This window comes from Flavobacteriales bacterium (assembly GCA_030584065.1).
Lineage (GTDB): Bacteria > Bacteroidota > Bacteroidia > Flavobacteriales_F > PHOS-HE28 > PHOS-HE28.
Window position 1 is genome coordinate 1,403,117 of the sequence record CP129489.1, and the last position, 24,331, is coordinate 1,427,447.

General features: G+C 66.9%; 24 protein-coding genes. 19 read left to right on the top strand and 5 right to left on the bottom strand.

The genetic code is table 11. The annotated features are described in order from the left end of the window. The first annotated feature begins 34 nt into the window (after positions 1-34). The 3 genes from QY325_06210 to QY325_06220 all read left to right on the top strand — a co-directional run bounded on the left by QY325_06210 (position 35) and on the right by QY325_06220 (position 3,298). Positions 35-1,519 carry a glycosyltransferase family 39 protein gene (locus QY325_06210; protein WKZ67514.1) on the top strand — a complete coding sequence of 495 codons (1,485 nt, stop codon included), beginning with the start codon at positions 35-37 and terminating at the stop codon, positions 1,517-1,519. Positions 1,520-1,585: 66 nt separating this feature from the next. Further along, the gene (locus QY325_06215) at positions 1,586-2,563 is read left to right on the top strand and encodes an NAD-dependent epimerase/dehydratase family protein (protein ID WKZ67515.1); all 978 of its coding nucleotides are present in this window, start codon (positions 1,586-1,588) and stop codon (positions 2,561-2,563) included. Positions 2,564-2,566: 3 nt separating this feature from the next. Further along, positions 2,567-3,298, top strand: a complete 732-nt coding sequence (locus QY325_06220) for a glycosyltransferase (protein ID WKZ67516.1) — start codon at positions 2,567-2,569, stop codon at positions 3,296-3,298. 6 nt (positions 3,299-3,304) lie between these two features. On the opposite strand, the gene QY325_06225 is transcribed toward QY325_06220, so the two are convergent. Both QY325_06225 and accC read right to left on the bottom strand, forming a co-directional pair. Continuing rightward, entirely contained in the window at positions 3,305-4,003 is a 699-nt protein-coding gene (locus QY325_06225) for a DUF4294 domain-containing protein (protein WKZ67517.1), read from the bottom strand. Positions 4,004-4,076: 73 nt separating this feature from the next. Further along, entirely contained in the window at positions 4,077-5,552 is a 1,476-nt protein-coding gene (gene accC, locus QY325_06230) for an acetyl-CoA carboxylase biotin carboxylase subunit (GenBank protein ID WKZ67960.1), read from the bottom strand. 82 nt (positions 5,553-5,634) lie between these two features. On the opposite strand from accC, the gene QY325_06235 reads away from it, so the two are divergent. Further along, the gene (locus QY325_06235; protein WKZ67518.1) at positions 5,635-6,450 is read left to right on the top strand and encodes a hypothetical protein; all 816 of its coding nucleotides are present in this window, start codon (positions 5,635-5,637) and stop codon (positions 6,448-6,450) included. Here the strand turns inward: QY325_06235 and QY325_06240 are convergent, their stop codons facing one another. Then, positions 6,451-7,146, bottom strand: a complete 696-nt coding sequence (locus QY325_06240) for an alpha/beta fold hydrolase (GenBank protein ID WKZ67519.1) — start codon at positions 7,144-7,146, stop codon at positions 6,451-6,453. Positions 7,147-7,498: 352 nt separating this feature from the next. Between QY325_06240 and QY325_06245 the strand changes: the two genes are divergently transcribed. The 3 genes from QY325_06245 to QY325_06255 all read left to right on the top strand — a co-directional run bounded on the left by QY325_06245 (position 7,499) and on the right by QY325_06255 (position 10,420). Further along, positions 7,499-7,969: a hypothetical protein gene (locus tag QY325_06245; GenBank protein ID WKZ67520.1), complete on the top strand. Its 471-nt coding sequence runs from the start codon at positions 7,499-7,501 to the stop codon at positions 7,967-7,969. A gap of 22 nt (positions 7,970-7,991) precedes the next feature. After that, positions 7,992-9,395, top strand: a complete 1,404-nt coding sequence (locus QY325_06250; protein ID WKZ67521.1) for a tail fiber domain-containing protein — start codon at positions 7,992-7,994, stop codon at positions 9,393-9,395. A gap of 71 nt (positions 9,396-9,466) precedes the next feature. Beyond that, positions 9,467-10,420, top strand: a complete 954-nt coding sequence (locus QY325_06255; GenBank protein WKZ67522.1) for a nitronate monooxygenase — start codon at positions 9,467-9,469, stop codon at positions 10,418-10,420. A gap of 81 nt (positions 10,421-10,501) precedes the next feature. On the opposite strand, the gene QY325_06260 is transcribed toward QY325_06255, so the two are convergent. Together QY325_06260 and sucC are read right to left on the bottom strand one after the other, a co-directional pair. Then, positions 10,502-10,831: a hypothetical protein gene (locus tag QY325_06260; protein ID WKZ67523.1), complete on the bottom strand. Its 330-nt coding sequence runs from the start codon at positions 10,829-10,831 to the stop codon at positions 10,502-10,504. A 69-nt stretch (positions 10,832-10,900) separates the two neighbouring features. Further along, positions 10,901-12,091 (bottom strand): ADP-forming succinate--CoA ligase subunit beta, encoded by a 1,191-nt coding sequence (gene sucC / locus QY325_06265; protein ID WKZ67524.1) that lies wholly within the window; start codon positions 12,089-12,091, stop codon positions 10,901-10,903. A 72-nt stretch (positions 12,092-12,163) separates the two neighbouring features. Here sucC and QY325_06270 point away from each other — a divergent pair, with 72 nt between their 5' ends. The 12 genes from QY325_06270 (at position 12,164) to dnaN (ending at position 24,253) form a co-directional block, all read left to right on the top strand. Beyond that, the gene (locus tag QY325_06270; GenBank protein WKZ67525.1) at positions 12,164-12,811 is read left to right on the top strand and encodes an ABC transporter ATP-binding protein; all 648 of its coding nucleotides are present in this window, start codon (positions 12,164-12,166) and stop codon (positions 12,809-12,811) included. Positions 12,812-12,834: 23 nt separating this feature from the next. Beyond that, the gene (locus QY325_06275) at positions 12,835-15,114 is read left to right on the top strand and encodes a hypothetical protein (protein WKZ67526.1); all 2,280 of its coding nucleotides are present in this window, start codon (positions 12,835-12,837) and stop codon (positions 15,112-15,114) included. 124 nt (positions 15,115-15,238) lie between these two features. Then, positions 15,239-15,964, top strand: coding sequence for a DUF4412 domain-containing protein (locus tag QY325_06280; GenBank protein WKZ67527.1), 726 nt, complete (start codon positions 15,239-15,241; stop codon positions 15,962-15,964). A gap of 33 nt (positions 15,965-15,997) precedes the next feature. Further along, the gene (locus tag QY325_06285; GenBank protein ID WKZ67528.1) at positions 15,998-16,621 is read left to right on the top strand and encodes a hypothetical protein; all 624 of its coding nucleotides are present in this window, start codon (positions 15,998-16,000) and stop codon (positions 16,619-16,621) included. Then, the gene (locus QY325_06290) at positions 16,615-17,187 is read left to right on the top strand and encodes a hypothetical protein (GenBank protein ID WKZ67529.1); all 573 of its coding nucleotides are present in this window, start codon (positions 16,615-16,617) and stop codon (positions 17,185-17,187) included. The genes QY325_06285 and QY325_06290 overlap by 7 nt, the downstream gene beginning before the upstream one ends. A gap of 16 nt (positions 17,188-17,203) precedes the next feature. Beyond that, a complete protein-coding gene (locus tag QY325_06295; GenBank protein WKZ67530.1) occupies positions 17,204-17,992 on the top strand; it encodes a TIGR02757 family protein in 789 nt (262 codons plus the stop codon). Positions 17,993-18,005: 13 nt separating this feature from the next. Next, positions 18,006-18,302: an antibiotic biosynthesis monooxygenase family protein gene (locus QY325_06300; GenBank protein ID WKZ67531.1), complete on the top strand. Its 297-nt coding sequence runs from the start codon at positions 18,006-18,008 to the stop codon at positions 18,300-18,302. A gap of 55 nt (positions 18,303-18,357) precedes the next feature. Next, a complete protein-coding gene (locus QY325_06305; GenBank protein ID WKZ67532.1) occupies positions 18,358-19,230 on the top strand; it encodes a tetratricopeptide repeat protein in 873 nt (290 codons plus the stop codon). A gap of 85 nt (positions 19,231-19,315) precedes the next feature. Beyond that, a complete protein-coding gene (locus QY325_06310; protein ID WKZ67533.1) occupies positions 19,316-20,245 on the top strand; it encodes an ABC transporter permease subunit in 930 nt (309 codons plus the stop codon). Position 20,246: 1 nt separating this feature from the next. Beyond that, positions 20,247-22,004 carry a gliding motility-associated ABC transporter substrate-binding protein GldG gene (gldG, locus tag QY325_06315; protein WKZ67534.1) on the top strand — a complete coding sequence of 586 codons (1,758 nt, stop codon included), beginning with the start codon at positions 20,247-20,249 and terminating at the stop codon, positions 22,002-22,004. Further along, complete coding sequence (locus tag QY325_06320; GenBank protein WKZ67535.1) at positions 22,001-23,017, top strand: hypothetical protein; 1,017 nt, start codon at positions 22,001-22,003, stop codon at positions 23,015-23,017. The genes gldG and QY325_06320 overlap by 4 nt, the downstream gene beginning before the upstream one ends. A gap of 114 nt (positions 23,018-23,131) precedes the next feature. Further along, positions 23,132-24,253 carry a DNA polymerase III subunit beta gene (gene dnaN / locus QY325_06325; protein ID WKZ67536.1) on the top strand — a complete coding sequence of 374 codons (1,122 nt, stop codon included), beginning with the start codon at positions 23,132-23,134 and terminating at the stop codon, positions 24,251-24,253. Positions 24,254-24,331: the final 78 nt, after the last annotated feature.

A 24,331-nucleotide genomic window follows, 5' to 3' on the forward strand; every position in this document is an offset into this window, starting at 1 on the left:
GCAACCCCTGCCTCAGCCGGCCGTCAGTCCACCGATGCCCCGTCGCACGCCGCTCCTCCTGACCTTGTTGGTGGCCCTCGCCTTCGCGGTGCGCTTCCATGCCATCGACCGGTTCGCCACGGGATACGACGAGCTGTTCTCCGCGCTGGAGGCCAATGGCCTGTTCCCGGCGCTGATCGGGCCTGGGACGGCCTTCACCGGAGCGGACCTCAGCGCCCATGACAGCTGGCGGGGCGCGGCCCGGGCCTGCGTGGCCACCGATGGCGGCAACGGCATCCTCTACATCCTTGCCCTCCACGCCTGGACCGAAACCTTCGGGAACAGCAACCTCGCCATACGGCTGTTCTCGCTGTGCTGCGGACTGGTGGTGGTGCTCCTCACCCACCGGCTGGCCCTGGAGCTGAACGGCGATGGGACCGCCGCGCTGCTTGCCGCAGGCCTGGCCGCCATGGCGCCGCTGCTGGTCGATTACTCGCAGGAGGCGCGCGGCTATATGCTGGGGACGGCGCTCACCCTGGAGGCCACGCGCCTCTACCTCCGCATCTCCCGCAGCGCGGATGCATCCGTCTCCGCCCTTGCGCGCTACGGCCTCGTCGCCGGCATGGCGCTGCTGGTGCACTACTACGCCGCTTACATCCTGGTGGCGCATGCCGCACATGCCGTGCTCCGGCACGCGCCCCGGCGATGGCTGGGCTGGGGCGCGGTGGCCGTTCCCATAGCCGCAGCCTGCATGGGCGCCTGGATGCTGCTCGGCGGCTGGGAAGGCCTGGGCAACATGGCCCGTCACCAGGCGAGCTATGCGGCGCTGCTCGTGGCCAATCCGGAATACGATACCTATTACCGCGCAGCCACCCCGCTGCACCTGGCGCAGGAGCTCTTCGTCCAGTTCCTCTGGCTGAGCGGCAACAGCCTGCTCAACCTGGGTCCTTCGCTGCGGGTGGTGGCGCTGCTCCTGGCCGTTCCGGCAGGGCTGCTGGCAGGGCTGCGCTGGGCCGCAGCGAAGCAGGGCGATGGCGCGCTGCTCCTCGCCCTGCTCGCGATCGCCGGTCCGGCCTACACGCTCCTGCTCTCAGCCCTGTCCGGACACACTTTCGGGATGCGGTACTACTACGTGATGTTCTCCGCGCCGGCTGCGGTGATGCTGCTTGCGCGCGGGGCGCTCGGTTGGCTGCGCGCTGCCCGCGCCCCGCAGCGCCTCATGGGCGGTACGCTGCTCGCCTGCCTGGTGGCGGTGATGGCCCTTTCCATTTCCACCTTCTACCGCTACGGGTATCGCGGCAACAACCAGCCCGAACAGGTGGCCCCCCTGGCCCTGGCGGTGGATGCGCTGGCCGCCGCTGCGCCCCATGCGCGAATCGGCCTTGTGCATGCGACGGACCGTGATGCCATCGCCTTCAACCTGCACCTGGGCCCTGATGCTGCCGGGGTGCCCCAGGTCATCGATGGCCTCTCCCCGCAACGGCATGCGGTGATCGCCACCCTTGGCGGTGAGCCGCGCGTGGTGCTCCGCCTGCGCTGAGCCCCTCCGGTCGGCGCGGCTGGCTACATTCGCCGCTCTCCCCCCGCGCCACCTGCGAAGACCATCATGCCCCAGACCGTCATCATCACCGGAGCCGCGGGATTCGTGGGCTCGAACCTCACCCAGCGCCTGCTCCAGGAGGGGCACCGTGTCATCGGCGTGGACAACATGAGCTATGGGAGCCCGGCCAACCTGGCGGCGGTGAAGGGGCATGCCGGCTTCCGGTTCGTGGAAGGCGATGTTTGCGACCCGGCGGTGCTCGCCGCCCTCGAGGGCGACACCATCGTTCACCTCGCTAGCCAGAAGATACCACGGTACACCAACAGCTACCGCACGATCGAGGAGAACCACCGGATGAGCTCGCTGGTCATCCAGCGCGCGCTCGACCTCGGTGCGCGATTGGTGTTCGCCTCCACGAGCGATGTGTACGGGAAGAATCCCCGCATCCCCTTCAGCGAAGAGAGCGACCTGGTGCTCGGCCCCACCAAGGTGAAGCGCTGGGCCTATGCGGCGAGCAAGATCCACAGCGAGCACAAGATCATCGCCACGGGCGAGGAGAAGGGCCTGCGCTACGCCATCCTCCGGCTCTTCGGCTCCTATGGCCCCAACCAGAACCTCACCTGGTGGGGCGGTCCGCAATCGGTGTTCATCGGGAAGGCCTTCCGCAACGAGGCCATCGAACTGCATGGCGATGGGCAGCAGACACGCACCTTCACCTATGTGGACGACACGGTGCAGGGCTTCATGCTGGCCATCACGAAGCCCGAGGCGGAAGGCGAGGTCTTCAATGTCGCCTCCGATCCCTCGACCGAGACCACCATTGAAGGCCTTGCCCGCTTGATCTGGCGCCTGATCCGCCCGACGGACCTCGAGCCGAAGCTCACCTTCATCCCATACGCCAGCTTCGGCGGCGGCTATGAGGATGTGCTGCGCCGCGTGCCCGACATCGGCAAGATCAGCAGGATGCTCGGCTTCGCCCCGCGCTACGGGCTGGAGGAGGGCATGCGCCTCACGATCGACTGGCAGCGCGGGCGCACCGCTTAGGGCATGCGGTACTTCATCGTGCCCACCTACAACGAGGCGGCCAACCTGCCCAATCTGGCGCGTGAGCTGGCGCCGTTCCTCGCCCAGGCGGACACCTGGCTGGTGCTGAGCGACGACGGTTCGTCGGACGGCACGCGCGAGCTGGCCCCCACCCTGTTCCCACAGGAACGACTCGTGGTACTCGGCGATGGCACCAATCACGGGCCGGGGCATGCCTTCAATACCGGTTTCGAGTGGGTGCTGGCCCGCGCCAAGGACGAGGACCTCGTGGTGACCATGGAGGCGGATTGCACCTCGGACATCGGCATCCTGCCGCAGATGCTGGCCATCGCCGACCTCGGCTACGACCTGGTGCTGGCCTCGGTGTATGCGCAAGGCGGCGGATTCGACCGCACCACATGGCTGCGCAAGCTGCTTTCGGCGACGGCCAACTTCATCTACCGGTTCATCTTCGACCTGAAGGTGAGCACCCTGAGCAGCTTCTACCGCGTGTACCGCGCCGGCACGCTGCGCAAGGCGCGCGCGCGCTGGCCGCAGCTGATCGCGGAGCCCGGCTTCATCTGCATGCTGGAGCTGCTCATCAAGCTCATCCGCGTCGATGCCCGGGTGATCGAAGTGCCCATGGTGCTGGCCTCGCAGAAGCGGATCGGCCGCTCGCGGATGAAGCTGGTGCGGACGACCCTCGAATACTTCCGCTTCCTCTGGCGGTTCCGTTCGGAGAACCGACGGCGGTGAGTCCGGTCAGTTGGCGGCATCGGCCCTGATGGGCATGCCGTACTTGCGGTAGAGCCGTGCCTTCCGCTTTTCGAGGCGTGCCTGCGCCTTGGCCGTGCGGGCCGCGCGCGCAGCAACGGCGAGCTCGCCGCGCTCGATCCGCTGCACGATCAGCTCCATCATCCGGTCCTCGCCCTCCCGGTCGTATCCGCTTCGCAGATCCTGGCCGAAGAGGCGCGCCATCCCCTGCCAGACGAAAGCGGTGAAGGAACCGCGAAGCTCCTTCACCAGCTCGAAGGAAGTCTTGCCGGTCTCACGGTCGATCAGCTTCACCAGCACCCTGCCCTGGCTGGTCGTAAGGTCCTTCACCTCCGCCTCGAACTCGGCGCGCAGCTCAGCCTCTGCGAGCTTGATGTACAGCTCCTGGTCGCCCTCCTTGGCGATGCGCGCCAGGTCATGCTCATACTCGCGGAGCAGGTCACCGGTGAGCCGTGCATAGGGGTAGACCTTGATGACGTTGCGGGTGAGTTTGTCATACCGCTCGGCCTGCCGCCGGTCACGCGCCGTCCAGCGGGTCTCCACCACTGCAGGACCCAGATCGATCACCGGCACGGTATCCCCGCCGATGATCACCGCCCGGTGCACGGTGCGCTGATGCTCCACCTGTGCCGAAGCGGCGGCCGGCGCGGTCAGCAGGGCAATCAGCAGGATATGGGGGAGACGCATGGGACAGCGGCGCGGGGATGCGCTACAGCGAAGCTACAACGCCGATCCCGTGCCGATATTCCCTTATACCCCCTCAGCGTCTGCTTAGTTTCCAGGGACTTGGGGCACTCGCAGCCGCAACCGGAGCAGATGGCCGTGATGCGGCATGCGTCACAGCCGCCACCAGGGCCGCCGCTGCCGCCTCATCCGGTGTCAAGCCCTCCAGGACCTCGGGACGGAAGTGGTCGCGGACGAAATGGGTGTCGTACCCGCCGCTGCGGAAAGCGCCATGCCCCATGACGAATCGGCAGAAGGGCAGGGTGGTCTCCACCCCGGTGATGGCATAGTCATCGATGGCCCGTTCCATGCGGCTGATGGCCTCCTCACGGGTGGCCCCATGGGTGATCAGCTTGGCGATCATGGGGTCGTAGTGGATGGGGATGGTCATCCCCTCTTCGAAGCCATCGTCCACCCGGACACCGGGTCCTTGCGGGGGCCGGTAGGTGCTGAGCCTTCCGATGTCCGGGAGGAAGTTGTTCATCGGGTCCTCTGCATAGACGCGTACCTCGATCGCGTGTCCATTGATCCGCAGATCCTCCTGCGTGAAGGGCAGCTTCTCCCCTTCCGCCACGCGGATCTGCAGCTTCACCAGGTCGAGACCGGTGATCATCTCCGTCACCGGGTGCTCCACCTGCAAGCGCGTGTTCATCTCCATGAAGTAGAAATCGCCGCCCTCATCGAGCAGGAACTCCACGGTGCCTGCGCCGACATAATCCACGCTCCTGGCCACGGACACGGCAGCCTCTCCCATACGCTTGCGCAGCTCCGGGGTGAGCACGGCACTGGGAGCCTCCTCCACCACCTTCTGGTGGCGGCGCTGCACGCTGCACTCCCGCTCGAAGAGGTAGCAGGTGTTGCCGTGGGTATCGGCCATCACCTGCACCTCGATGTGGCGTGGACCGGCCACGTACTTCTCGATGAACACGCTGCCATCGCCGAAGGCATTCGTGGCCTCGCTGATGGCTCGCTCCAGGCCCTCCTTCAGGTCGGCCTCTTTCTCCACCACGCGCATACCCTTGCCCCCTCCGCCGGCCGCGGCCTTGATGAGGATGGGGAACTTGATGCTCTTGGCCACCGCGATCGCCTCCTCCAGCCCGCTCACGGCCCCCTCCGTGCCGGGCACCAAGGGCACGCCGAACTTCTTCACGGCCTCCTTGGCGGCCAGCTTGTCGCCCATCACCTTCATGGCATGGGGCGAGGGGCCCACGAAGACGACACCAGCCTTCTCCAGCTCACGGGCGAACGCCCCGTTCTCGCTCAGGAAGCCGTAGCCGGGGTGAACCGCATCGACCTTGAGGTCCTTGCAGACCTTCACGAGCTTGTCGATCACCAGGTAGCTCTCCTTGCTGGGCGGAGGCCCGATGCACACGGCCTCGTCGGCGAAGCGGACGAAGGGCGCGGTCCGATCGGCCTCGGAATATACGGCAACGGTGCTGATGCCCATCTCGCGGGCCGAGCGCATCACGCGCAGGGCGATCTCGCCGCGGTTGGCGACGAGCAGTTTCTGTATCCTCTTCGGCTTGGCCATGGATCGGTGTCGGGGGAGCGCGAAGATGCGAAGGGTTGGCCCGAACTTTGGCTGAAGACCTGGCATGCGCCGATCCTCCCTGCCCCTGCTCCTGCTGCTCGCCACCGCGGCTGCGGCCCAGCCGAAGGAGCGCACCTTCAGCACCGACACGGGCACCGTGGTGGTGCGCTACTTCACCAGCGGCCAGGTGAGCACGAAGGAGTGGCGCGACAAGGACGACCGCTGGGGCCGCAGCTGGGCCTACACGAAGAGCGGCGCGGTGATCTTCAAGGGTCAGACCAGGCGATTCGCTGGGCATGCATCGGTCCGCTTCAGCTACCACCCCAATGGCGCGGTGAGCAAGGCGGAGACGAGCGATGCGGCCGATGGCGGCATCCAATGGCACAGGAGCACCACCACCTTCGACGAAGAGGGCAACCGGACGGGCTTCTGGGAGGAAGGCCGTGATGACTATGGCCCCCTCCCGCGGCTCACCATGCCGCCGCGCACCTTTCCGCCCAACCCCAGCGACCCGCGCGAACCGGGCCAGCCGGGCCTTGTGGAACCGAGCCCTCCCCCATGCCAGCGGCTCTTCGTCAACGAGGTCTTCCTGGTGAATGCCACACGGCAGGCGGGCAAGGCCAGGGTGAAGGCGCTGCACCCCTCGCCTGCCTTGAAGGATAGCGAGCACACCCTGGCCCCGGGTGATACCGTGCGCTTGGGCAGCTACAGCATGGGCGAAGCGTTCGCACCGCCGGAGAAGCAGTTGAACGTGGAGGTGCGCCGCGCCTTGCGGAACAGGAGGAAGGTCGCGGCACAGGGGGTGCTGCGCACGGAACAGGTGCAGGTCGGTGCCGAGCACCGGAGGTACTACCTCGTGGTGCGGGGGTGGAGCCGTTGATCAGGCCCCCACCGCCAGCCCCCAGAAAGCGCGCAGGTGCGGCAGCAGCACGTCCAGGTCAACGGCATCGAAGGGATGCTGGGTATTGGGCAGCACCAAGGCACCGGCCTGGGGCATGTGCCGGGCGGCCTCGAGGGTATGCTCGGGCACGGCCGTGCGGTCGCGGTCGCCCACGCAGAGCAGCGCTGGTGCCGTGATGGTGCCGAGCACCTCGGGCGTGAGCAGCGGACGCTCATGCAGGCCGGTGATCAACGCGGCCGTAGCGCGCAACAGGCCTTCCCACCGCGCCGGGCCATGTGCATGCTGAAGCTGCATGGCGAATTGCGGCACCTTCTCCTGCATCTTCTGCGGGTCCAGCATCCGCCGCTCGCGATCCAGGCCCTGGCGGTCCCACTTGACCTTGGTACCGAGCGTCACCGCCGACCTCACCTGCTCCGGGAAGCGGCTGGCGTACAGCAGCGCCGCATAACCGCCCATGCTGTAGCCGAACAGGTGCGCCTCGCTCCACCCTGCCTCATCGAGCGCATCATGGATGTCGCCAAGGAAATCCTCCATGGAAAGGCCCTCCTCCGGAATGGGCCTTTCGCCGTGGCCGCGGAACTCGAGGGCATGGGTGCGTACACCGGGCAGTGCCTCGCGCAGCCGGGCAAGCTGTTCGCGTGTACCGAGGGCGCCATGGAGCAGAAGGAGGTTCATGGATGGAAGCGAAGATGCTGCAAAGGACGGGGCCTTGGACGCGATGCCCAGCTGATCCAAGGGCGGACCTCACCCGCCTCATCAACAGGCATGAACTGGAATGCAGTCCGAAGGCAAAGCAGCAGTTCATTACTGTCCGGTGCATCGGATAACCGGAGGACGGAGGGAAATGCCATGATGGACCTTGTGGCGCGCAAGGCATCCCAGCCGCGTCACCCTCGCTGCGCGAACGGCCGCACCTCCGCCTGAAGAGGCTGCAGGCCATCAGGCGCGCAGTCGCCGGTCACACGGGCATTGACCCATCATGCGTGTTCACCGCTTGGTCATTAGCTTGGCGGAGCAAGCCGCTCCCATGCTCCGCCTCACTTTCCTCCCACTCGTCCTGGCCGCGCACGTCCTCCATGCTCAGCAGGCCAGTGTGGCCACCGGCGGCGACGCCGGCGGAGCCGGTGGAAGCATGAGCTACACCGTGGGCCAGCCCGCCTGCATCACCCTTGCCGGCGCGGCCGTTTCATTGGCGCAGGGCGTGCAGCAGCCGTACGAGATCAGCGTGACCACCGGCATGGGCGAGCGGGCCGATGGATTCACGCTCGCTGCCTGGCCCAATCCCACCGCCGAGGACCTTGAACTGACCGCGGCTGGCGACCTCCCCAAGCCCCTGCGCTACCAATTGCATGATGCCGCCGGCCAGTTGCTCGCGGAAGACCGCATCACCACCGACCGCACGCGCATCCCCATGGCCGGCCGCGCAGCGGGCACCTACCTCTTTGGCGTGCTGGGCCCCACAGGCCCGCTGCGCACCTTCAGAATCGTGAAACACTGATCCGCACCCACCCCGCTCCCCCATGATGAAGCCCTTCACCCTTCCCTCCGCGCTGCTTCTCGCGACTGCCCTCTGCGCCCAGGCCCCGCAGCGCCTCAGCTACCAGGCCGTGGTGCGCAATGCCGCAGACGCCCTGGTGACCAACGCCCCTGTGGGCATGCGGGTGAGCATCCTGCAAGGAAGCGCCAATGGCACGCCGGTGTATGTGGAGACCCACAACGGCATCACCAACGACAATGGCCTGCTCACCGTGGAGGTTGGCGGCGGCGCCGCCGTGAGCGGCAGCTTCGCGAGCATCAACTGGGGCGCCGGCAGCTACTGGCTGCGCACCGAGGCCGACCCCAACGGCGGCACCAGCTACACCATCACAGGCACCAGCCAGCTGCTCAGCGTGCCCTATGCGCTGCATGCCGCCACGGCAGGCAGTGGCGGGGGCACCTTCACGGCGGGCACGGGCCTCAGCTGGAGCGGCAACACCCTCAACGCCCTGTCCAACTCGCCGATCTGGAACGCCAACGCGCTGCTCAACATCCCCGTGAGCGGCAATGCCCCGGCGGTCAACAATGTGCTGCTCTTCAACGGCAGCGCGTGGGTTCCCGGCACGGTGAGCGGCAGTGGCGGCACCACGGTGGACTGCAGCACGAGCTTCAACACCAACCACACCATCCGCGGCACCGGCAGCGGCGGATGGGAATGCACCGACGCCGTGTGGGTGACGAGCACGGACCGCGTTGGGATCGGCACCACCTCGCCCAGCAGCAGCTTCGACCTCACCATCGGAAGCGGCGGCTTCCTGGCGGAAGGCAGCACCACCACCAGCAACATCGCCGGGCGGCTGCGCGTGGGCGGCACCACCAGCACCAGCTACGACCTGCAGGTGGACGGCCAGGGCTACTTCACCAATGGCCTGCGCGTGGGCACCACCAGCAGCCCGGCGAGCGGCGGCCTGCTGGCCAACGGGAACATCGAGACCAACGCCCGCTTCGTGCAGGGCAGCAGCACCAGCGGCACAGGCACAGTGATGGTGCGCACCAGCAGCGGCGAGCTGCGGCCGCAGAGCAGCACCCTGCGCGTGAAGACCAATGTGGCCCCCTTGCACGTGGACAAGGAGCGGCTCTTCGCGCTGCGACCGGTGGAGTACGATCTGAAGCCGGCGCTGGGCGGAGGCCACGAGGTGGGCCTCATCGCCGAGGAGGTGGAACGGGTGCTGCCCCAGCTCGTGGTGTACGGCCCTGCCCGCACCTGGACGGACGACAGCGGCATCCCCGCCACCGATGCGCAGGGCCGCGAACTCGTGGACCCCAGCCGCACCGAGGCCTACAGCGTTCACTACGACCGCTTGGCCGTTCTGCTGCTGCAGGTGGTGAAGGAGCAGGAGCAGCGCATCGCCGAGCTGGAGCGGCGGCTGGCGGAGGGCGGCAGGTGAGCGGCTCCGCATTGATCGACAGCGTCGAGCATCCATCGTGATCCGCTGAAGGCTTCACCGCTCTAGGAACCATGCGCACCCGCCTTACCGACATGCTCCGGTTGGAGCACCCGCTCATCATGGCCCCGATGTTCCTGGTCTCCAACACGGCCATGGTGAAGGAGGGCCTGCGCTGCGGCGTGGCGGGCTGCATCCCGGCGCTGAACTACCGCACCCTGGAGGAACTGCGGGCCGCCTGCCGCGAATTGAAGGCCGCCAAGGCGGAGTGCGGCAAGGGCGCCTATGGCTTCAACCTCATCGTGAACAAGAGCAACCCCAAGGCTGCCAAGCAGCTGGAGGTCCTTTGCGCGGAAGGCTGCGACTTCATCATCACTTCGCTCGGCAGTCCGGAGACCGCGATCAACGCGGCGCACAAGGCGGGCATCAAGGTCTTCTGCGATGTCACGGACCTGCGGTTCGCCCAGAAGGTGGAAGCCCTGGGGGCCGATGCGGTGATCGCCGTGAACAACGAGGCGGGTGGCCACCGGGGCAACATCCCGCCCAAGGACCTCATCGAGCTGCTGAAGAAGCACTGCACCATTCCGGTGATCTCGGCCGGTGGGGTGGGCAACAAGGCGGAGATGGACCGGATGCTGAGCTACGGCGCAGAGGGCGTGTCGGTGGGCAGTCCCTTCATCGCCTCGGTGGAAGCCCCCATCACGGACGACTACAAGCAGGCCTGCGTGCAGTATGACGCCAAGGATATCGTGCTCACCGAGCGCATCAGCGGCACGCCGTGCACGGTGATCAACACACCCTACGTGCAGAAGGTGGGGCTGCGTTCCCCTTGGCTGGAGCGCTTACTGAACAAGAACAAGCGCCTGAAGAAGTGGGTGAAGATGCTCCGCTTCTACATCGGCATGAAGGCCACGGAGGTGGCGGCCCAGCAGGTGACCTACAAGACCGTGTGGGTGGCCGGCCCCAGCATCCAGCACACCAAGAAGGTGGAGCCGGTGCGGGAGATCATCCGGCGCTTGGTGGGGTGAGGGTTGCAGGGTCCTCTGCAGGAGACCCTGCGAAGGCATCGGGCCCGTTTCGCAAGACCAGGTTCCACGGCAAGGCCTGACCTAGCCCAGGAACGTTGTCAGGAGAACAGGTACTGCGAGTGCGATCATCAAGGGCAGCACATGGACCGCCACATCGCACCAGTCCTGGCTACGCCCCTCATGCCAATCATACCAAGCACCGCGATTATAAGTCGGCTCGCGGCGAAATACGCGCTTGTACAGGTATCGAAATGAAGCGTAGCAGGCTACATAGGAGAACGGCCCGAGAAGCCCATCCCACGTGTTCAGCCGTAGGTTCTCCGGCACGCGCCCGATGATCCCGACGACCGCCAATGCACCGGTCGATACGAGCAAGACCAAGAGCAGATGGTCGTTCCTGAGCCACTTCATGAAGCCACAGAACGCCGGGCAACAGGTGATAGCGACCCCGATCATGCCGCCAGAGGATTCGGCGCGGCTTTACGCCAGCACCTCCTTCACCCGATCCGCCGCCTCCTGCAGCGCCACGGCGCTCAGCACCTTCAGGCCGCTCTTGTCGATCAGGTCCTTGGCCTCCTGGGCGTTGGTGCCCTGCAGGCGCACGATGATCGGCACCTTGATGTCGCCGATGTTCTTGTAGGCGTCCACGATGCCCTGGGCCACGCGGTCGCAGCGCACGATGCCCCCGAAGATGTTCACCAGGATCGCCTTCACCCGCTCGTCCTTCAGGATGATGCGGAAGGCCTTTTCCACCCGCGCCGCATCCGCCGTACCGCCCACATCGAGGAAGTTGGCCGGCTCGCCACCGCTGAGCTTGATGATGTCCATGGTGGCCATGGCCAGGCCGGCACCGTTCACCATGCAGCCCACGTTGCCATCCAGGCGCACGTAGTTCAGGCCGGCCTCCCCGGCCTCCACCTCGATGGGGTCCTCCTCCGTCTTGTCGCGCATCTCCACGTAGTCCGGATGGCGGTACAGGGCGTTGCCGTCGAGCCGCACCTTGGCGTCCACTGCAGCGATCTTGTCATCGCTGGTCTTCAGCACGGGGTTGATCTCGAACATGGCGGCATCGCAGCCCTCATAGGCCTTGTAGAGCGCGGCCACGAACTTCACCATCTCCTTCTTCGCGTTGCCGGTGCAGCCCAGGTTGGTGGCCACCTTGTTGCACTGGAAGGGGCGCAGTCCCACGCGGGGGTCCACCACCTCCTTGAAGATCTTCTCCGGGTGCTTCTCGGCCACCTCCTCGATGTCCATGCCGCCCTCGGTGCTGTACATGATGATGTTCTTCCCGCTGGCGCGGTCGAGCAGCACGCTCATGTAGTACTCCTTGGTCTCGCTGGCGCCGGGGTAGTACATGTCCTCGGCGATGAGGACCTTGTGCACCTTCTTGCCCTGGGGCGGGGTCTGCGGGGTGATCAGCTGCATGCCGATGATGGCTCCGGCCTTCTCGCGCACCTCATCGATGCTCTTGGCGAGCTTCACGCCACCGCCCTTGCCGCGTCCGCCCGCATGGATCTGGGCCTTCACCACCCAGAACTTGGTGCCGGTCTCCTGGCTGAGGCGCTTGGCCTGATCCACCGCCTCATCGGCGTTGTAAGCGACGTGGCCGCGCTGGATGCGGACTCCGTATTGGGCGAGGATGCTCTTGCCTTGGTACTCGTGCAGGTTCATTGCGGGTGGGTCGTTTTCGCGGGGCGAAAGTAGCCCCTGCCACGGTTCGCGCGCGGTGGTTTCCTTTACGGCATGATCGAAGCGGCGGGGATACGCAAGCGCTACGGCGCGCTGGAGGTGCTGAAGGGTGTCGACCTCCAAGTGGCCAAGAGCGAGGTAGTGAGCATCGTGGGGGCCAGCGGCGCGGGCAAGACGACTCTGCTGCAGATCCTGGGCACCTTGGAGCGTGCGGACTCCGGCACCCTGCGGATCAACGGCGAAGAGACCACCCGTCTGGGGTCCAACGCCCTCTCGGCTTTCCGCAACGCCCACATCGGCTTCGTGTTCCAGTTCCACCACCTGCTGCCTGAGTTCACGGCGCTGGAGAACGTGATGATGCCGGGGCTGATCGCGGGCAAGAGCAAGGGCGAATGCGCGCCGCGCGCCGAGGAACTGCTGGCACGCCTGAATGTGCTGCCCCGCAAGGGCCACAAGCCCACGCAGCTCAGCGGCGGCGAGCAGCAGCGCGTGGCCGTTGCCCGGGCGCTCTTCAACAGCCCCAGCGTGGTGCTGGCCGATGAGCCCAGCGGCAACCTCGACAGCGCGCACGCCCGGGAGCTGCACCAGCTCTTCTTCGACCTGCGCAAGGAGCTGGGCCAGACCTTCGTGATCGTGACGCACAACGAGGAACTGGCCGACATGGCGGACCGGAAGCTGGTGATGAAGGACGGGGTGATCTGAATCATCCCGACCGCCCCCACCCCATGCGTTCGCTGCTTCTCGCTCTGGCACTTTGCCTTTCCTTATCGCATGCCGCCCAACCCGCACTGCCGGTAGACCTCGCCACGCTTCCCGGATGGATGGCGGAACTGGTGACTGGGGAGAAGGCGGATAAGCCGATGAAGCCTGCCGGTACCCACCTGCACACCAACGCCTTCATCGGCACCTGGACCGTGGAGGTCAGAGGCGGCCGCCGGATCGAGTATTGGGGCGATGCCCACCGCGTGGTACTGCGCGAACTGACCGGTCCCTACACCCTGCAACGCGCCACCCTGCTGGACCTGCAGCACAACGTGAAGATGGAGGCCCGATGGGGTGGTCAGCAGGTCGGTGCCAAGGTGGAGGACCTGTACATCCCGCAGGCCGGCTACTTCCATGACATCTGGAACGACAGCCTCACCGCCACAGGCCGTACTGCGGAGATCGTGGGCCACACCTGCCGCGAGCACTGGGGCACGAGCAACGAACGGGACAGCTCGTGGTATTGGACCACCACCGCGCATCCGAAGCTGTTCAGCGACCTGAGGGTTTGGGCACGCTGGTTGACCGAAGGCGACCTCGAACACCTCATCGCCTTCGCCGACAGGCACGCAGGTGCTGCACTGCGCGTCACGTGGAGCAAGCATGAGTACGGCCCGCCTGCGGGGGGCATGGAATTCATCGCGATCACGCCCGGTCGTGTGCCGATGCCGGAACTACCTATGACCGGCGCAAGGCTGGTGGAACAGCGGTTGGCCTGGATCAACAACAGCGGCACTGGCCGGCTGCCCGATTGGATGCGCGCCTACCTCGGCAACCTGCCGCCCGACAGCCTGCCCCTCGCCTACTCGCCGGCTCCGGTGGACCGCGGAATTCCCGACAACCGCTTCATCGGTAAGCTCACTGCCGAGACCCCGACCCGGTACATCGACGAGCACAGCGACACCACCCTGCGCGTGGCGAAGTACAGCTATTGGGCCGATGCGCGGCGCGCCGTGCTGCAACTGAACGACCCGGAGGACGAGGGCACCATCTTCTACGCCGTTGACCTTGATGCTGATGTGGTGATGGTGTCGCGCAACGAAGGGCACGGCCACGTGATCCCCAAGTTGGAGATCGCGAGCCTGGAAACGGTCGGGCTCAACGAGTTCGGGCGCGGACTGGAGCTGGAGTTCGCCCCGCAAGGACGTTACCAGACCATCCTGGGGCGCAAGTGCGAGCTGCACACTGCGCCGGAGCGCTACCTCCACTTCTTCTGGTTCCCGCAGGACAGCGTGGTGAACCCCGTCTTCGACATGCGGAACTGGCTGGTGCAGCGCATCGGCCAGCAGTTCAAGGACCTGATGTTCTTCGGCGTGGCGGACAAGCCGATGCCGATGGCCGTGATGGGCACGCAGCTCACCAGCTACAAACCCGGCAAGGCCAAACCGCCCGTGGTGGACCTGAGCAAGTGCATCGTGCGGGACGAGCGCTTGCGGGAGCGGCGCCGGCGTGGCCGGGAGGTCGAGGTGCCGGAAATACAGGTGCGGGAGATCACTGTGGAGGACATCATGCGCGGCGATGACGTGGCTGTTGAAGTAGCCGAAGCACCCGTTGCGGTGGAAGAGATCGCGCCCGCCAGTGGAGCAACCTACGCGCCGCCCGTCTTCAAGCTCGAACCAGCGATGGACTCCCTGATGAAGGCCACCACGAACCGCTTCATCGGTACCGCCACCATGCAGTTCACCAGCCTGCGCGGTGACAAGACCACCACGTGGACCGTGCGGTACGCCAGCACGGCCGACCGCATGGTGGTCATCGGCCGCGACGAGCAACCGGAACACACCGAGCACACCTATGCCACCGTGATCGACCGCCGGGCCGGCACGGAAACGAACTACCTGATGGTCGGTGGGGAGCTTCGGTCAGTGACGCGAACGCTGGACAGCCGCTTCGCTTCACCATTCCCACCCGCCACCCGGGACAGCGTGCTGGCCGATACGCGCAAGCTCCTGGGACGCAACGCGCAGCACCGCCTGCTGCAGGAGCCCGACCGTCGGCGCGAGTCGTGGGTGGACGCGAAGACCCCTTCACTCTTCCACGATGTGCTGGGCGCGCGCAAGAGCTGGGGCGGTGTGGAGGTGCTGCTGCGCGGCCCCATGATCGCCAGCACGCGACCTGGCATGCCGCTGGAGGTGACTTACCGCTACAGGAACGAGGAAACGATGACCATGCGCGTGCTGGAGCTGAAGCCCGGCGACAGGGACCCGAAGGCGTTCCACATCACTCCGGCGAGCTTCCGTTGAATCGGGGATTCAGCCCAGTCGCGCAGGCATGCTCCCTTCGTGCTTGGAGAAGCGGCGGCGAGGCATGGATCCGCCGGACGCCCTGCGCCGCGACGGGTTACCTTCAGCGCCCAATCCAGCCACCATGCGCACCCTGCTGCTCAGCATCGCCTTGACCGGTGCCCTTTCTTCCACCACCGCCTCCGTGCCACGCAGCCCCTCGGCACCGCAGGCCACCAATGCCTTCACGGGCAGCTTCCGCATGGAGACGCACCTCTTCCGCAACGGCAAGGAGGACCGGAACAGCCCGATGAACCTGCTCTATTGGAGCCGGCCCGACATGACGCTCTACCAGGTGATGGTGCCGGGGCAGAAGGAGACCATGAGGATGCTGACCGACCTGCGGAGCGATTGGACCTACACCATCGTTGACGACGGGCAGGGCAACCGTACCGCCATGAAGATGCGCATGCCCGACCTGGCCGCCATGGCCGACGATGAGGCGGAGCGCGGTGACAAGCCCACAGTGACGGTGACCAAGGAGACACGGACCATTGAAGGCCACACCTGCACCAAGGTGATCGCCACCAGCAAGGAAGGCACATGGACCGGCTGGATCGCCATGGGGCTGAAAGGGCCATTCGCCGACATGGCGCGGAGCCTCGATCAGCGCGCCGGCCAGCAGAGCCTGAAGGGGCATCCTCATCTGGAGGGCTTCCCGCTCGAATTCGAGTGGGTGCCGGTGAAGGATCAGGAACGCGTGGTCTGCTACGTCAAGGACCTGGTGGCCGGCAAGGTGGACGACAGCCTCTTCGACCTGAGCGGCTACCAAGTGATCGAGCTGCCGAGCTTCGCCATGCCGCAGCGCTGATACGAAGCCGTGCGCCCGGTGCGTTCATCGGGCATGCGCCGCGCCATCGGGATCGCCTGCTGCTCCATCGCCCTTGCGGCGCACGGCCAGCCGCTGAAGCCCCGGGGCGGGCCGGGCGGCACGCTGTCCTTGGGCGGGCGCAGCGCCATCAGCCTCTTCAACGATGGCCATGGCGGCGCTCCGGGCCTGGGCACGGGGGGGCAGTTCCGCATCCGGCTCAGCGAGCGCGTCAACACCGATTGGTTCTACGACTACCTGGCGGGGCCCGCAGGCACCGGCGCCCATCGCATCGACCAGCACATCGGCTGGAGCGCGCTGTACTACCTGCGGGCGTCGCGTCCCGCGCAGCCCTTCTTCCAGCCCTACGTGCTCGCCGGCCACTGCTTCGACTACACCCGGCAACGCGCGAACAACGACCCCGCGAACCAGGCCGAACGGTGGAGCAGCGCCGTGCAGGCCGGGCTGGGCGCGCACTTCAACCTCACTCCCCGTTGGGACATCAGCACCGTGGTGCAGTACATGTCGCACCTCGGCACCGACGTGCATGCCGAGGAGCATGATGGCGAAGTCCACTTCCATCAGGAGAAGGGCGGCAGCCTGGAGGGCCACCTGCTGCTGCACCTCAGCTTCAACTACAAGCTCCTCGACGCATGGTGAGGCGCATGCTGTTGCTGATCGCCGTGGCGCAGGGGCTGCATGCAGCGGCCCAGGAGACGGCTCCCGCCCCTTCGCCCTGGCTGCTGCGCGGCTCGGGCGCCATCAGCCCGGGATTCATGTCGCAGCACCCCATCACCAACATCTACCTGGTGGGCAAGGCCGAGCTCTTCACCGATGCGCGCATGAGCTTCCGCGGCGAGCTGCTCTGGTACGTGGATGCGCAGCAGCAAACGCCGCTGCTCGACCAGAACCATCAGATCGCCGCCGGCCCCTTCTACCACTGGGTGGTCGGCCGTCTCGACCTGGCACTGGGCTTCGAGCCCGGCCTTTCCTTCACGCGGCCGCGGCAAGGCATCTTCGCACCTGAGGAGGTCGCACCCGTGCGCGCCATTCCCAACATCGCGCTCTGCTCGGGCCTCACCTTCTCCGTGTGGGAGTACTTCCAGTTCTTCATCGATGCGCGCTACATCCACGGGAACTACACCGGCCCGTACAGCGCTGCCGTCCCCTTGGATGAATTCGTGGTCGGCGCAGGCCTCGGCTGGCAGGTGCGGCTCAAGAAGTGAGCGCGACCTTCGCGCCATGCGATCACGCACGGCGATGCAGGCGCTGCTCGATGAAGCCTACGAGCGCTACGCGCAGCCGGGCTTCATCGCCGACGATCCCATCCAGCTGCCGCGAGCATTCAGCCGCCGCGCCGATGCGGAGGTCATCGGCTTCCTCACCGCCACCATCGCCTGGGGCCAGCGCAAGACCATCATCGCCAACGCCTGGAAGCTGGTGCAGCTGATGGACGAAGCGCCCCACGACTTCGTGATGAACGCCTCCCCCGCCGAACTGCGACGCGTGGAGGGCTTCGTGCACCGCACCTTCAACAGCATCGACCTGACGCACTTCGTGAAGGGGCTGCGCCATGTGTACACGACCTACGGCGGGCTGGAGGACGCCTTCCTCGACGAGGGGCGTCCGGGACCGATGGACCAGGCCATACACCGCTTCAAGCAACGCTTCTTCGAGCCCCGGCACCAGGCTCGCACCGAGAAGCACGTGGCCGACCCGCTGAAAGGCAGCAACGCCAAGCGCATCAACATGTTCCTGCGCTGGATGGTGCGCCCCGGCGACCGCGGCGTGGACCTGGGCCTGTGGCGGCGCATCGCGCCCGGCGAGCTGATGATGCCGCTTGACGTGCACTCCGGCCGCGTGGGGCGCGAGCTGGGGCTGCTCGTGCGCAAGCAGGACGACTGGAAGGCGGTGGAGGAGCTCACGGATGCCCTGCGCGCCTTCGATGCCCGCGATCCGGTGAAGTACGACCTCGCGCTCTTCGGGCTGGGGGTGGCCGCCGGCCGGCCCTCCGGGCCGCGCGGCCGGTAATTTCGCCCGCACCATGATCGTCCGCATCGTCAAGATGACCTTCGCCCCGGAGCACATCGGCCGCTTCCAGCAGCTCTTCGAGGGCTGGAAGGGCCGCATCCGCGCTTTCCCCGGCTGCCGCCACCTGGAGCTGCTGCACGACACGGCCGACCCGCGCGTATTCTTCACCTACAGCCATTGGGACGGCCCGGACGACCTGGAACGCTACCGCACCAGTGCCGTCTTCAGCGAGGTGTGGCCCACGGTGAAGCCGCTCTTCGCCGCGCCCACCGAGGCCTGGACCGTGGAGCGCGCGCACCTGCTGCCGTAAGGCACCGCCTTTGCACGATCTTCGCAGTCGGCCCCTTCCACCCTCACGCACCCCCATGACCCGGACCCTTCTCTCGGCCCTCCTGCTCCTCCCCTGCACGCTGCTGGCGCAGCGCTCCGCCCAGGACCACCTGGATGCCGCCCGCGCCGCGTACGGCTCCGGCGCCCTGGAGGCCGCCCTGGCACATGCCGACAGCGCCCTCCGCATGGAGGAGGGCCTCGATGGCGCCCTCAAGCTCCGCGGCGACATCAAGCAGCGGCAGCGCAACTTCCACGGCGCCCTCATGGACTATGCCCGGGCCGAGAAGCAGGACCCGGACGACCCGCGCCTCTTCGTGAGCCGCTCCGCCGTGCACATCACCCAAGGCAACCTGCGCGAGGCCGTGCGCGACTGCGACCTCGCCCTGAACCTGGACCCCAACGATGCCGACGCCTGGTACAATCGCGCCTGCGCCGACTACATGGGCCGCAACAACGACGGGGCCATGAAGAGCCTGGAGCGCGCCGTGAAGCTGAAGGGCGACCACGCCGACGCACTCTTCCTGCGCGGCGTGGTGCGCGGGGAGCAGTACAAGGAGGCCGCCGGCATCGCCGACCTGCAGGCCGCGCTGCGCATCAACCCCGACATCCCCGGCGGCTGGATGAGCCTGGGCGTGCTGCAATTCGAGCATCAGGCCTACGACGAGGCCATCGCCACCTTCACCCGCGTGATCGACGCCGACGACCCCGAGCGCCGCACAGCCCACTTCTACCGGGCCGACTGCCACTACCAGAAGGGCGACAAGGATGCCGCCTGCCCCGACTACCGGCGCAGCGCCGAGCTGGGCGACAAGGACGCCCAGTTCATCGTGCGCAACTATTGCAACACCGACGCGGAGAAGATCCCCAAGAAGCCCCGCAAGGAGCGCAAGACGGTGATCGAATTCTGAGCGCTGCCGGGCAACGCGCCTGCGGCACAGGCAACGGCACTCGGCACCCGCGCAGCGCCCGCTATCTTGGCCGCCCATCTCAGGCATGCTGGCGCTCATCCGCAAAGAGGTCCGGGGCTTCCTCGGCTCGCTCATCGGCCACATCGTGATCGCGGTGTTCCTGCTGCTCACCGGGCTGTTCCTCTGGGTGTTCCCGGACAACATCCTGGACAGCGGCTTCGCTGACCTTGGCCCGCTTTTCTTCGTCGCCCCCTGGGTCTTCCTCTTCCTGGTGCCGGCGGTGACCATGCGCAGCTTCAGCGAGGAGAAGCGCACCGGCACCATCGAGGTGCTGCTCACCAAGCCCCTGAGCGAGCTGCAGATCGTGCTGGCCAAGTACACCGCCGCCGTGCTGCTGCTGGGCGTGGCGCTGCTGCCCACCCTGGTGTACGTGTGGAGCGTGGACCAGCTCTCCACCGCGGTAACCGCCGTGCCCCCCGGTTCGGTGAGCTGGCGCATCTGGCTCTGGCACCTCCTCTCGGCGCTGAATGCCGGCGCGTGCGCCTGGCTGCTTGTTCGCCGGGGGCGGAGCCGCGGCTGGAGCCGCACCGGCTGGCTCACCCGTGCGCTGGCGGTGCTCGGCTGGGCCATCGCCTTCCGCGCCGTGGTGCATTGGATGCTCTTCATCGGCGGGGTGGACGCCGGCGCCACCTGGGGCTCCTACATCGGCCTCTTCCTGCTGGGTGCCTGCTTCGCCGCCATCGGCCTGCTCGCCTCGGCCCTCACCGACAGCCAGATCGTGGCCTTCCTCATCGCCGTCTTCCTCTGCTTCTTCCTCTACCTGGGCTTCGACCTCATCGCCAGCTTCGACGTGATGGGCGGCCTCGAGGGCCCCATCAAGGCCATCGGCATCCAGCAGCACTACCAGAGCCTCGGCCGCGGCGTGCTCGACCTGGGCGATGTGCTCTACCACCTGGGCGTGATCACCATCTTCCTGCTGCTCACCCGGGCAGCGCTGCAAAGCCGCACCTGGTAGGATGAGCCCGAAATCCGCCCTGCGCAGCAAGCGCCTCACCGACCTCACCGAGCTGCTCATCGGCATCGGCATCGTAGGCCTGGTGCTCTTCATCGCCTCCTTCGCCCGGGTGCGGGTGGACCTCACCAGCGAGCAGCGCTATACCCTCACCCCCGCCACCAAGGAGCTGGTGGCGGGGCTGGAGGACGTGATGTACGTGAAGGTGTACCTCACCGGCGAGCTGCCCGCCGACCTCAAGCAGCTGGAGCGCGCCACGCGCGATGTGCTCGACGAGATGCGCGCCGCCAACCCCGACCGCATCCACTACAGCTTCGTGGACCCCAGCGCCAGCCCCGACGACAAGACGCGGCGCGAGGTGTACGACCAGCTGCAGGGCCAGGGCCTCACCTACAGCAGCATCCGCATCAAGGAGAAGGGCGGCTTCAGCGAGAAGATCGTCTTCCCCGGCGCGCTGGTGACCTACCGCGACAAGACCGTGGCCGTGCAGCTGCTGAAGACCCAGCTGCGCACTCCCGATGCCGACATCGTGGCGCGGTCCATCACCAACCTGGAGTACGAGCTGGCCAGCGCCTTCCGGCAGGCCACCACGCGGCAGCGGCCCCGCATCGCCTTCCTCGAGGGGCACGGCGAGCTCTCCGAGCTGGAGACGGCCGACATCAGCAACGCGCTGAGCGCCCTCTACGACGTATCACGCGTGCGCATCGACGGCCGCATCGACGCCCTGAGCTCGAAGAACGAGGTGATGCGCTACCGCACCAACAACTACGAGGCGCTCATCGTGGCCAAGCCCGACAGCGTGTTCAGCGACCGCGACCGCTACGTGCTGGACCAGTTCGTGATGAACGGCGGCCGCATCCTGTGGTGCATCGATGCCATGGACCCGCGCCTCGACAGCCTGCGCAAGAACCAGTTCAGCATGGCCACGCCCCGCGAGCTGGGCATCGAGGAGCTCCTCTTCGCCTACGGCGCGCGCATCAACAAGGACCTGGTGCTCGACCGCAGCTGCGCGCCCATCGAGATCTTCACCCAGCCCTACGGCAACCAGCGCAAGCTGGAGCGCTTCCCGTGGTACTTCGAGCCGGTGGCCGTGCCCCAGAGCGCCCACCCCGTGGTGGCCAACATCGACCCGGTGCACTTCCGCTTCGCCAGCACCGTGGACACCATCGGGGCCGACAGCATACGCAAGACCATCCTGCTCACCTCCTCGCCCCTGTCGTTCGCCCAGCGCAACCCGGTGCGGGTGAGCCTGGGCATCGTGGAGGTGGACCCCGGCTTCGACAAGCGCAGCACGCCCTACCTGCCGCTGGCCGTGCTGCTGGAGGGCAGCTTCCGGAGTGCCTACTACGACCGGCTGCCCACTGCGCTCATCAGCGACCCCAACGTGGCCTACCGCGAGCGCAGCCCCCGCACCGCCCAGCTCGTGATCGGCGACGGCGACGTGATCGGCAACCGCGTGGACCCCGCCAAGGGCATGTACTACATGCTGGGCTTCGACCGCTACGCCAACGCCAAGATCTACGGCAACCGCGAGCTGATCATGAACGCCATGAACTACCTGCTGGACGACCGCAGCCTCATCAGCATCCGCTCGCGCGCCATCACCCTGCGCCAGCTCGATGCCCCGCGCGTGGAGCGCGAGCGCCGCACCTGGCAGGCCATCAACCTGGGCGTGCCGCTCCTGCTCACCCTGCTCCTGGGCCTCGCCTACCACCAGCACCGGCGCCGCGCCAACGCCGCGCCCCCCGCACGCTGCGCATGAACCGACGCCTCCTCCTCCTCATCGCCCTGCTCGCGGCCCTGGCCGCTGCCGCATGGTGGCTCAGCCGCCGCTCCTCCTCCAGCACGCTCGACACCGTGCTCGCCGACTTCCCCATCGCCGACACCGCCCGGGTGGACCGCATCTTCATCTCGGACCGCAAGGGCCGCAGCGTGGACCTGCGCCGCACCCCGGCCGGCTGGACGGTGAACGGCACTTACATGGCCCGCCAGCCCGAGGTGACCACAGCGCTCAAGACCTTCCTGCGGGTGGAGGTGCGCAGCCCCGTGCCCAAGAGCATGGAGGAGATGACCCTCCGCACCATGGGCGCCTCCAGCACCAAGGTGGAGATCTACACCGGCGGCAGCAAGCCCGAGAAGATCTGGATCATCGGGCACGCCACCAAGGACCACTTCGGCACCTACATGGTGCTGGAGAAGCCCGGCCTGGGCCGCAGCAGCGCGCCCTTCGTGATGGGCATGAGCGGCTTCACCGGCGTGCTCAACACCCGCTTCCCCACCCTGGTGGACAACTGGCGCAGCCCCCGCATCTTCCACTTCCCCGACCTGCACGCCCTGGCCAGCGTGGAGGTGGAGCACATGGCCCGCCCCGCCGCCTCGTACCGCATCGAGAACCCCGACGCCGGCCTGCCCCGCCTGCAGGACCTGAAGGGGCGCCCCCTGCCCATGGACACCGTGCTGGTGCAGGCCGCCCTGCTTCCCTACAAGGAGTTCAACTACGAGTACATCGAGCGCGGCATGAAGCCCGCCAGCCGCGATTCGCTGCTGGGCGTGGCCCCCAACTTCCAGGTTCGCGTGAAGGCGCGCTCCGGCACCGAGGAGCGCATGAAGCTCTGGTACATGCCCTATGTAGGCGAGCAGGGCGGCTTCGACACGCCCCGGCCCCTGCAGGACCCCCTGCGCATGTACGCCCTGGTGCAGGACACCCTGCTGGTGGTGGTGCAGCGCCAATACACCGACGTGATGACGCAGCCCGCCTCGGCCTTCCTGCCCTGACACCGGGCCCGCCCCGGCTGTGGAAAACGCCCCGTTCCTGTTGAAAACTAGGGGGTGCCTCCGGAGGCCCCCCGGATACCTTTGCGCGTCCCGGAAAAAACCCTGCATCCACCGATGAAATTCATCGTCTCCAGCACCGCCCTCCTCAAGCAACTGCAGCTGCTCCAAGGGGTGCTCGCCAGCAGCAACACCCTCCCCATCCTCGACAACTTCCTGTTCGAGATCGACGGCAAGCAGCTCACCGTCACCGCCAGCGACCTGGAGACCACCATCACCGCAACCATGGCGGTGGAGGCCAAGGACAAGGGCAGCGTGGCCATCCCCGCCCGCCTGCTCCTCGACACCCTGAAGGCCTTCTCCGAGCAACCCCTGACCTTCAGCATCGACGGCAAGCACCACGGGGTGGAGATCAACAGCGAGCAGGGCAAGTACAAGATGACCGGCTTCAACGGCGCGGAGTTCCCCAAGAGCCCTGTGCTCGAGGGCGCCGCAGCCCTTACCCTGCCCGCCGGCACCCTGGCCAAGGCCATCAACAAGACCATCTTCGCCACCGGCAACGACGATCTGCGCCCGGTGATGAGCGGCATCTTCTTCGAGCTCACCCCCGAGGACGTGCGTTTCGTGGCCACGGACGCCCACAAGCTGGTGCGCTACAAGCGCACCGATGTGCAGGCCCCCAAGTCGGCCAGCTTCATCGTGCCCAAGAAGCCCCTCAACCTGCTGAAGAACGCCCTGGCCTCGAGCAATGCGGACCTCACCGTGGAGTTCAACGAGAACAACGCGGCCTTCCGCTTCGACAACACCGTGCTGGTGTGCCGCCTCATCGATGGCAAGTACCCCAACTACGAGGCCGTCATCCCCAAGAGCAACCCCAACAAGCTCACCATCGACCGCGGCACCTTCCTCAGCACCATCCGCCGGGTGAGCATCTTCGCCAACAAGACCACCCACCAGGTGCGGCTGCACATCAACGGCAGCCAGCTCGCCGTGAGCGCCGAGGACCTCGACTTCGCCAACGAAGCCAACGAGAAGCTCACCTGCAGCTACGACGGCGAGGAGATCACCATCGGCTTCAACTCGCGCTTCCTCATGGACATGCTCAGCAACATCGAGGCCGAGCACGTGATCCTGGAGATGAGCGCCCCCAACCGCGCGGGCATCCTGCTCCCCGGTGAGGCAGGCGAGGCCGGCGAGGACATCCTCATGCTGGTGATGCCGGTGATGCTCAATAACTAGGCCCAGGCCATCGGCCCCGGCAGCGCCTGCCGGCTGCGGCCCCGTGCAGGCCGCATATCCGGCCTGCCTCGCGCCCAC

Excerpts from the sequence above, each read along its gene's own strand:
- sucC (WKZ67524.1), bottom strand. The coding sequence starts at position 12,091 with ATGAACCTGCACGAGTACCAAGGCAAGAGCATCCTCGCCCAATACGGA.
- QY325_06250 (WKZ67521.1), top strand. The coding sequence starts at position 7,992 with ATGATGAAGCCCTTCACCCTTCCCTCCGCGCTGCTTCTCGCGACTGCC.
- QY325_06245 (WKZ67520.1), top strand. The coding sequence starts at position 7,499 with ATGCTCCGCCTCACTTTCCTCCCACTCGTCCTGGCCGCGCACGTCCTC.
- QY325_06320 (WKZ67535.1), top strand. The coding sequence starts at position 22,001 with ATGAACCGACGCCTCCTCCTCCTCATCGCCCTGCTCGCGGCCCTGGCC.
- QY325_06220 (WKZ67516.1), top strand. The coding sequence starts at position 2,567 with ATGCGGTACTTCATCGTGCCCACCTACAACGAGGCGGCCAACCTGCCC.
- QY325_06260 (WKZ67523.1), bottom strand. The coding sequence starts at position 10,831 with ATGAAGTGGCTCAGGAACGACCATCTGCTCTTGGTCTTGCTCGTATCG.
- QY325_06255 (WKZ67522.1), top strand. The coding sequence starts at position 9,467 with ATGCGCACCCGCCTTACCGACATGCTCCGGTTGGAGCACCCGCTCATC.
- QY325_06280 (WKZ67527.1), top strand. The coding sequence starts at position 15,239 with ATGCGCACCCTGCTGCTCAGCATCGCCTTGACCGGTGCCCTTTCTTCC.
- QY325_06290 (WKZ67529.1), top strand. The coding sequence starts at position 16,615 with ATGGTGAGGCGCATGCTGTTGCTGATCGCCGTGGCGCAGGGGCTGCAT.
- gldG (WKZ67534.1), top strand. The coding sequence starts at position 20,247 with ATGAGCCCGAAATCCGCCCTGCGCAGCAAGCGCCTCACCGACCTCACC.
- QY325_06310 (WKZ67533.1), top strand. The coding sequence starts at position 19,316 with ATGCTGGCGCTCATCCGCAAAGAGGTCCGGGGCTTCCTCGGCTCGCTC.
- QY325_06215 (WKZ67515.1), top strand. The coding sequence starts at position 1,586 with ATGCCCCAGACCGTCATCATCACCGGAGCCGCGGGATTCGTGGGCTCG.
- QY325_06235 (WKZ67518.1), top strand. The coding sequence starts at position 5,635 with ATGCGCCGATCCTCCCTGCCCCTGCTCCTGCTGCTCGCCACCGCGGCT.
- dnaN (WKZ67536.1), top strand. The coding sequence starts at position 23,132 with ATGAAATTCATCGTCTCCAGCACCGCCCTCCTCAAGCAACTGCAGCTG.
- QY325_06240 (WKZ67519.1), bottom strand. The coding sequence starts at position 7,146 with ATGAACCTCCTTCTGCTCCATGGCGCCCTCGGTACACGCGAACAGCTT.
- QY325_06225 (WKZ67517.1), bottom strand. The coding sequence starts at position 4,003 with ATGCGTCTCCCCCATATCCTGCTGATTGCCCTGCTGACCGCGCCGGCC.
- QY325_06295 (WKZ67530.1), top strand. The coding sequence starts at position 17,204 with ATGCGATCACGCACGGCGATGCAGGCGCTGCTCGATGAAGCCTACGAG.
- QY325_06285 (WKZ67528.1), top strand. The coding sequence starts at position 15,998 with ATGCGCCGCGCCATCGGGATCGCCTGCTGCTCCATCGCCCTTGCGGCG.
- QY325_06305 (WKZ67532.1), top strand. The coding sequence starts at position 18,358 with ATGACCCGGACCCTTCTCTCGGCCCTCCTGCTCCTCCCCTGCACGCTG.
- QY325_06210 (WKZ67514.1), top strand. The coding sequence starts at position 35 with ATGCCCCGTCGCACGCCGCTCCTCCTGACCTTGTTGGTGGCCCTCGCC.
- QY325_06300 (WKZ67531.1), top strand. The coding sequence starts at position 18,006 with ATGATCGTCCGCATCGTCAAGATGACCTTCGCCCCGGAGCACATCGGC.
- QY325_06275 (WKZ67526.1), top strand. The coding sequence starts at position 12,835 with ATGCGTTCGCTGCTTCTCGCTCTGGCACTTTGCCTTTCCTTATCGCAT.
- QY325_06270 (WKZ67525.1), top strand. The coding sequence starts at position 12,164 with ATGATCGAAGCGGCGGGGATACGCAAGCGCTACGGCGCGCTGGAGGTG.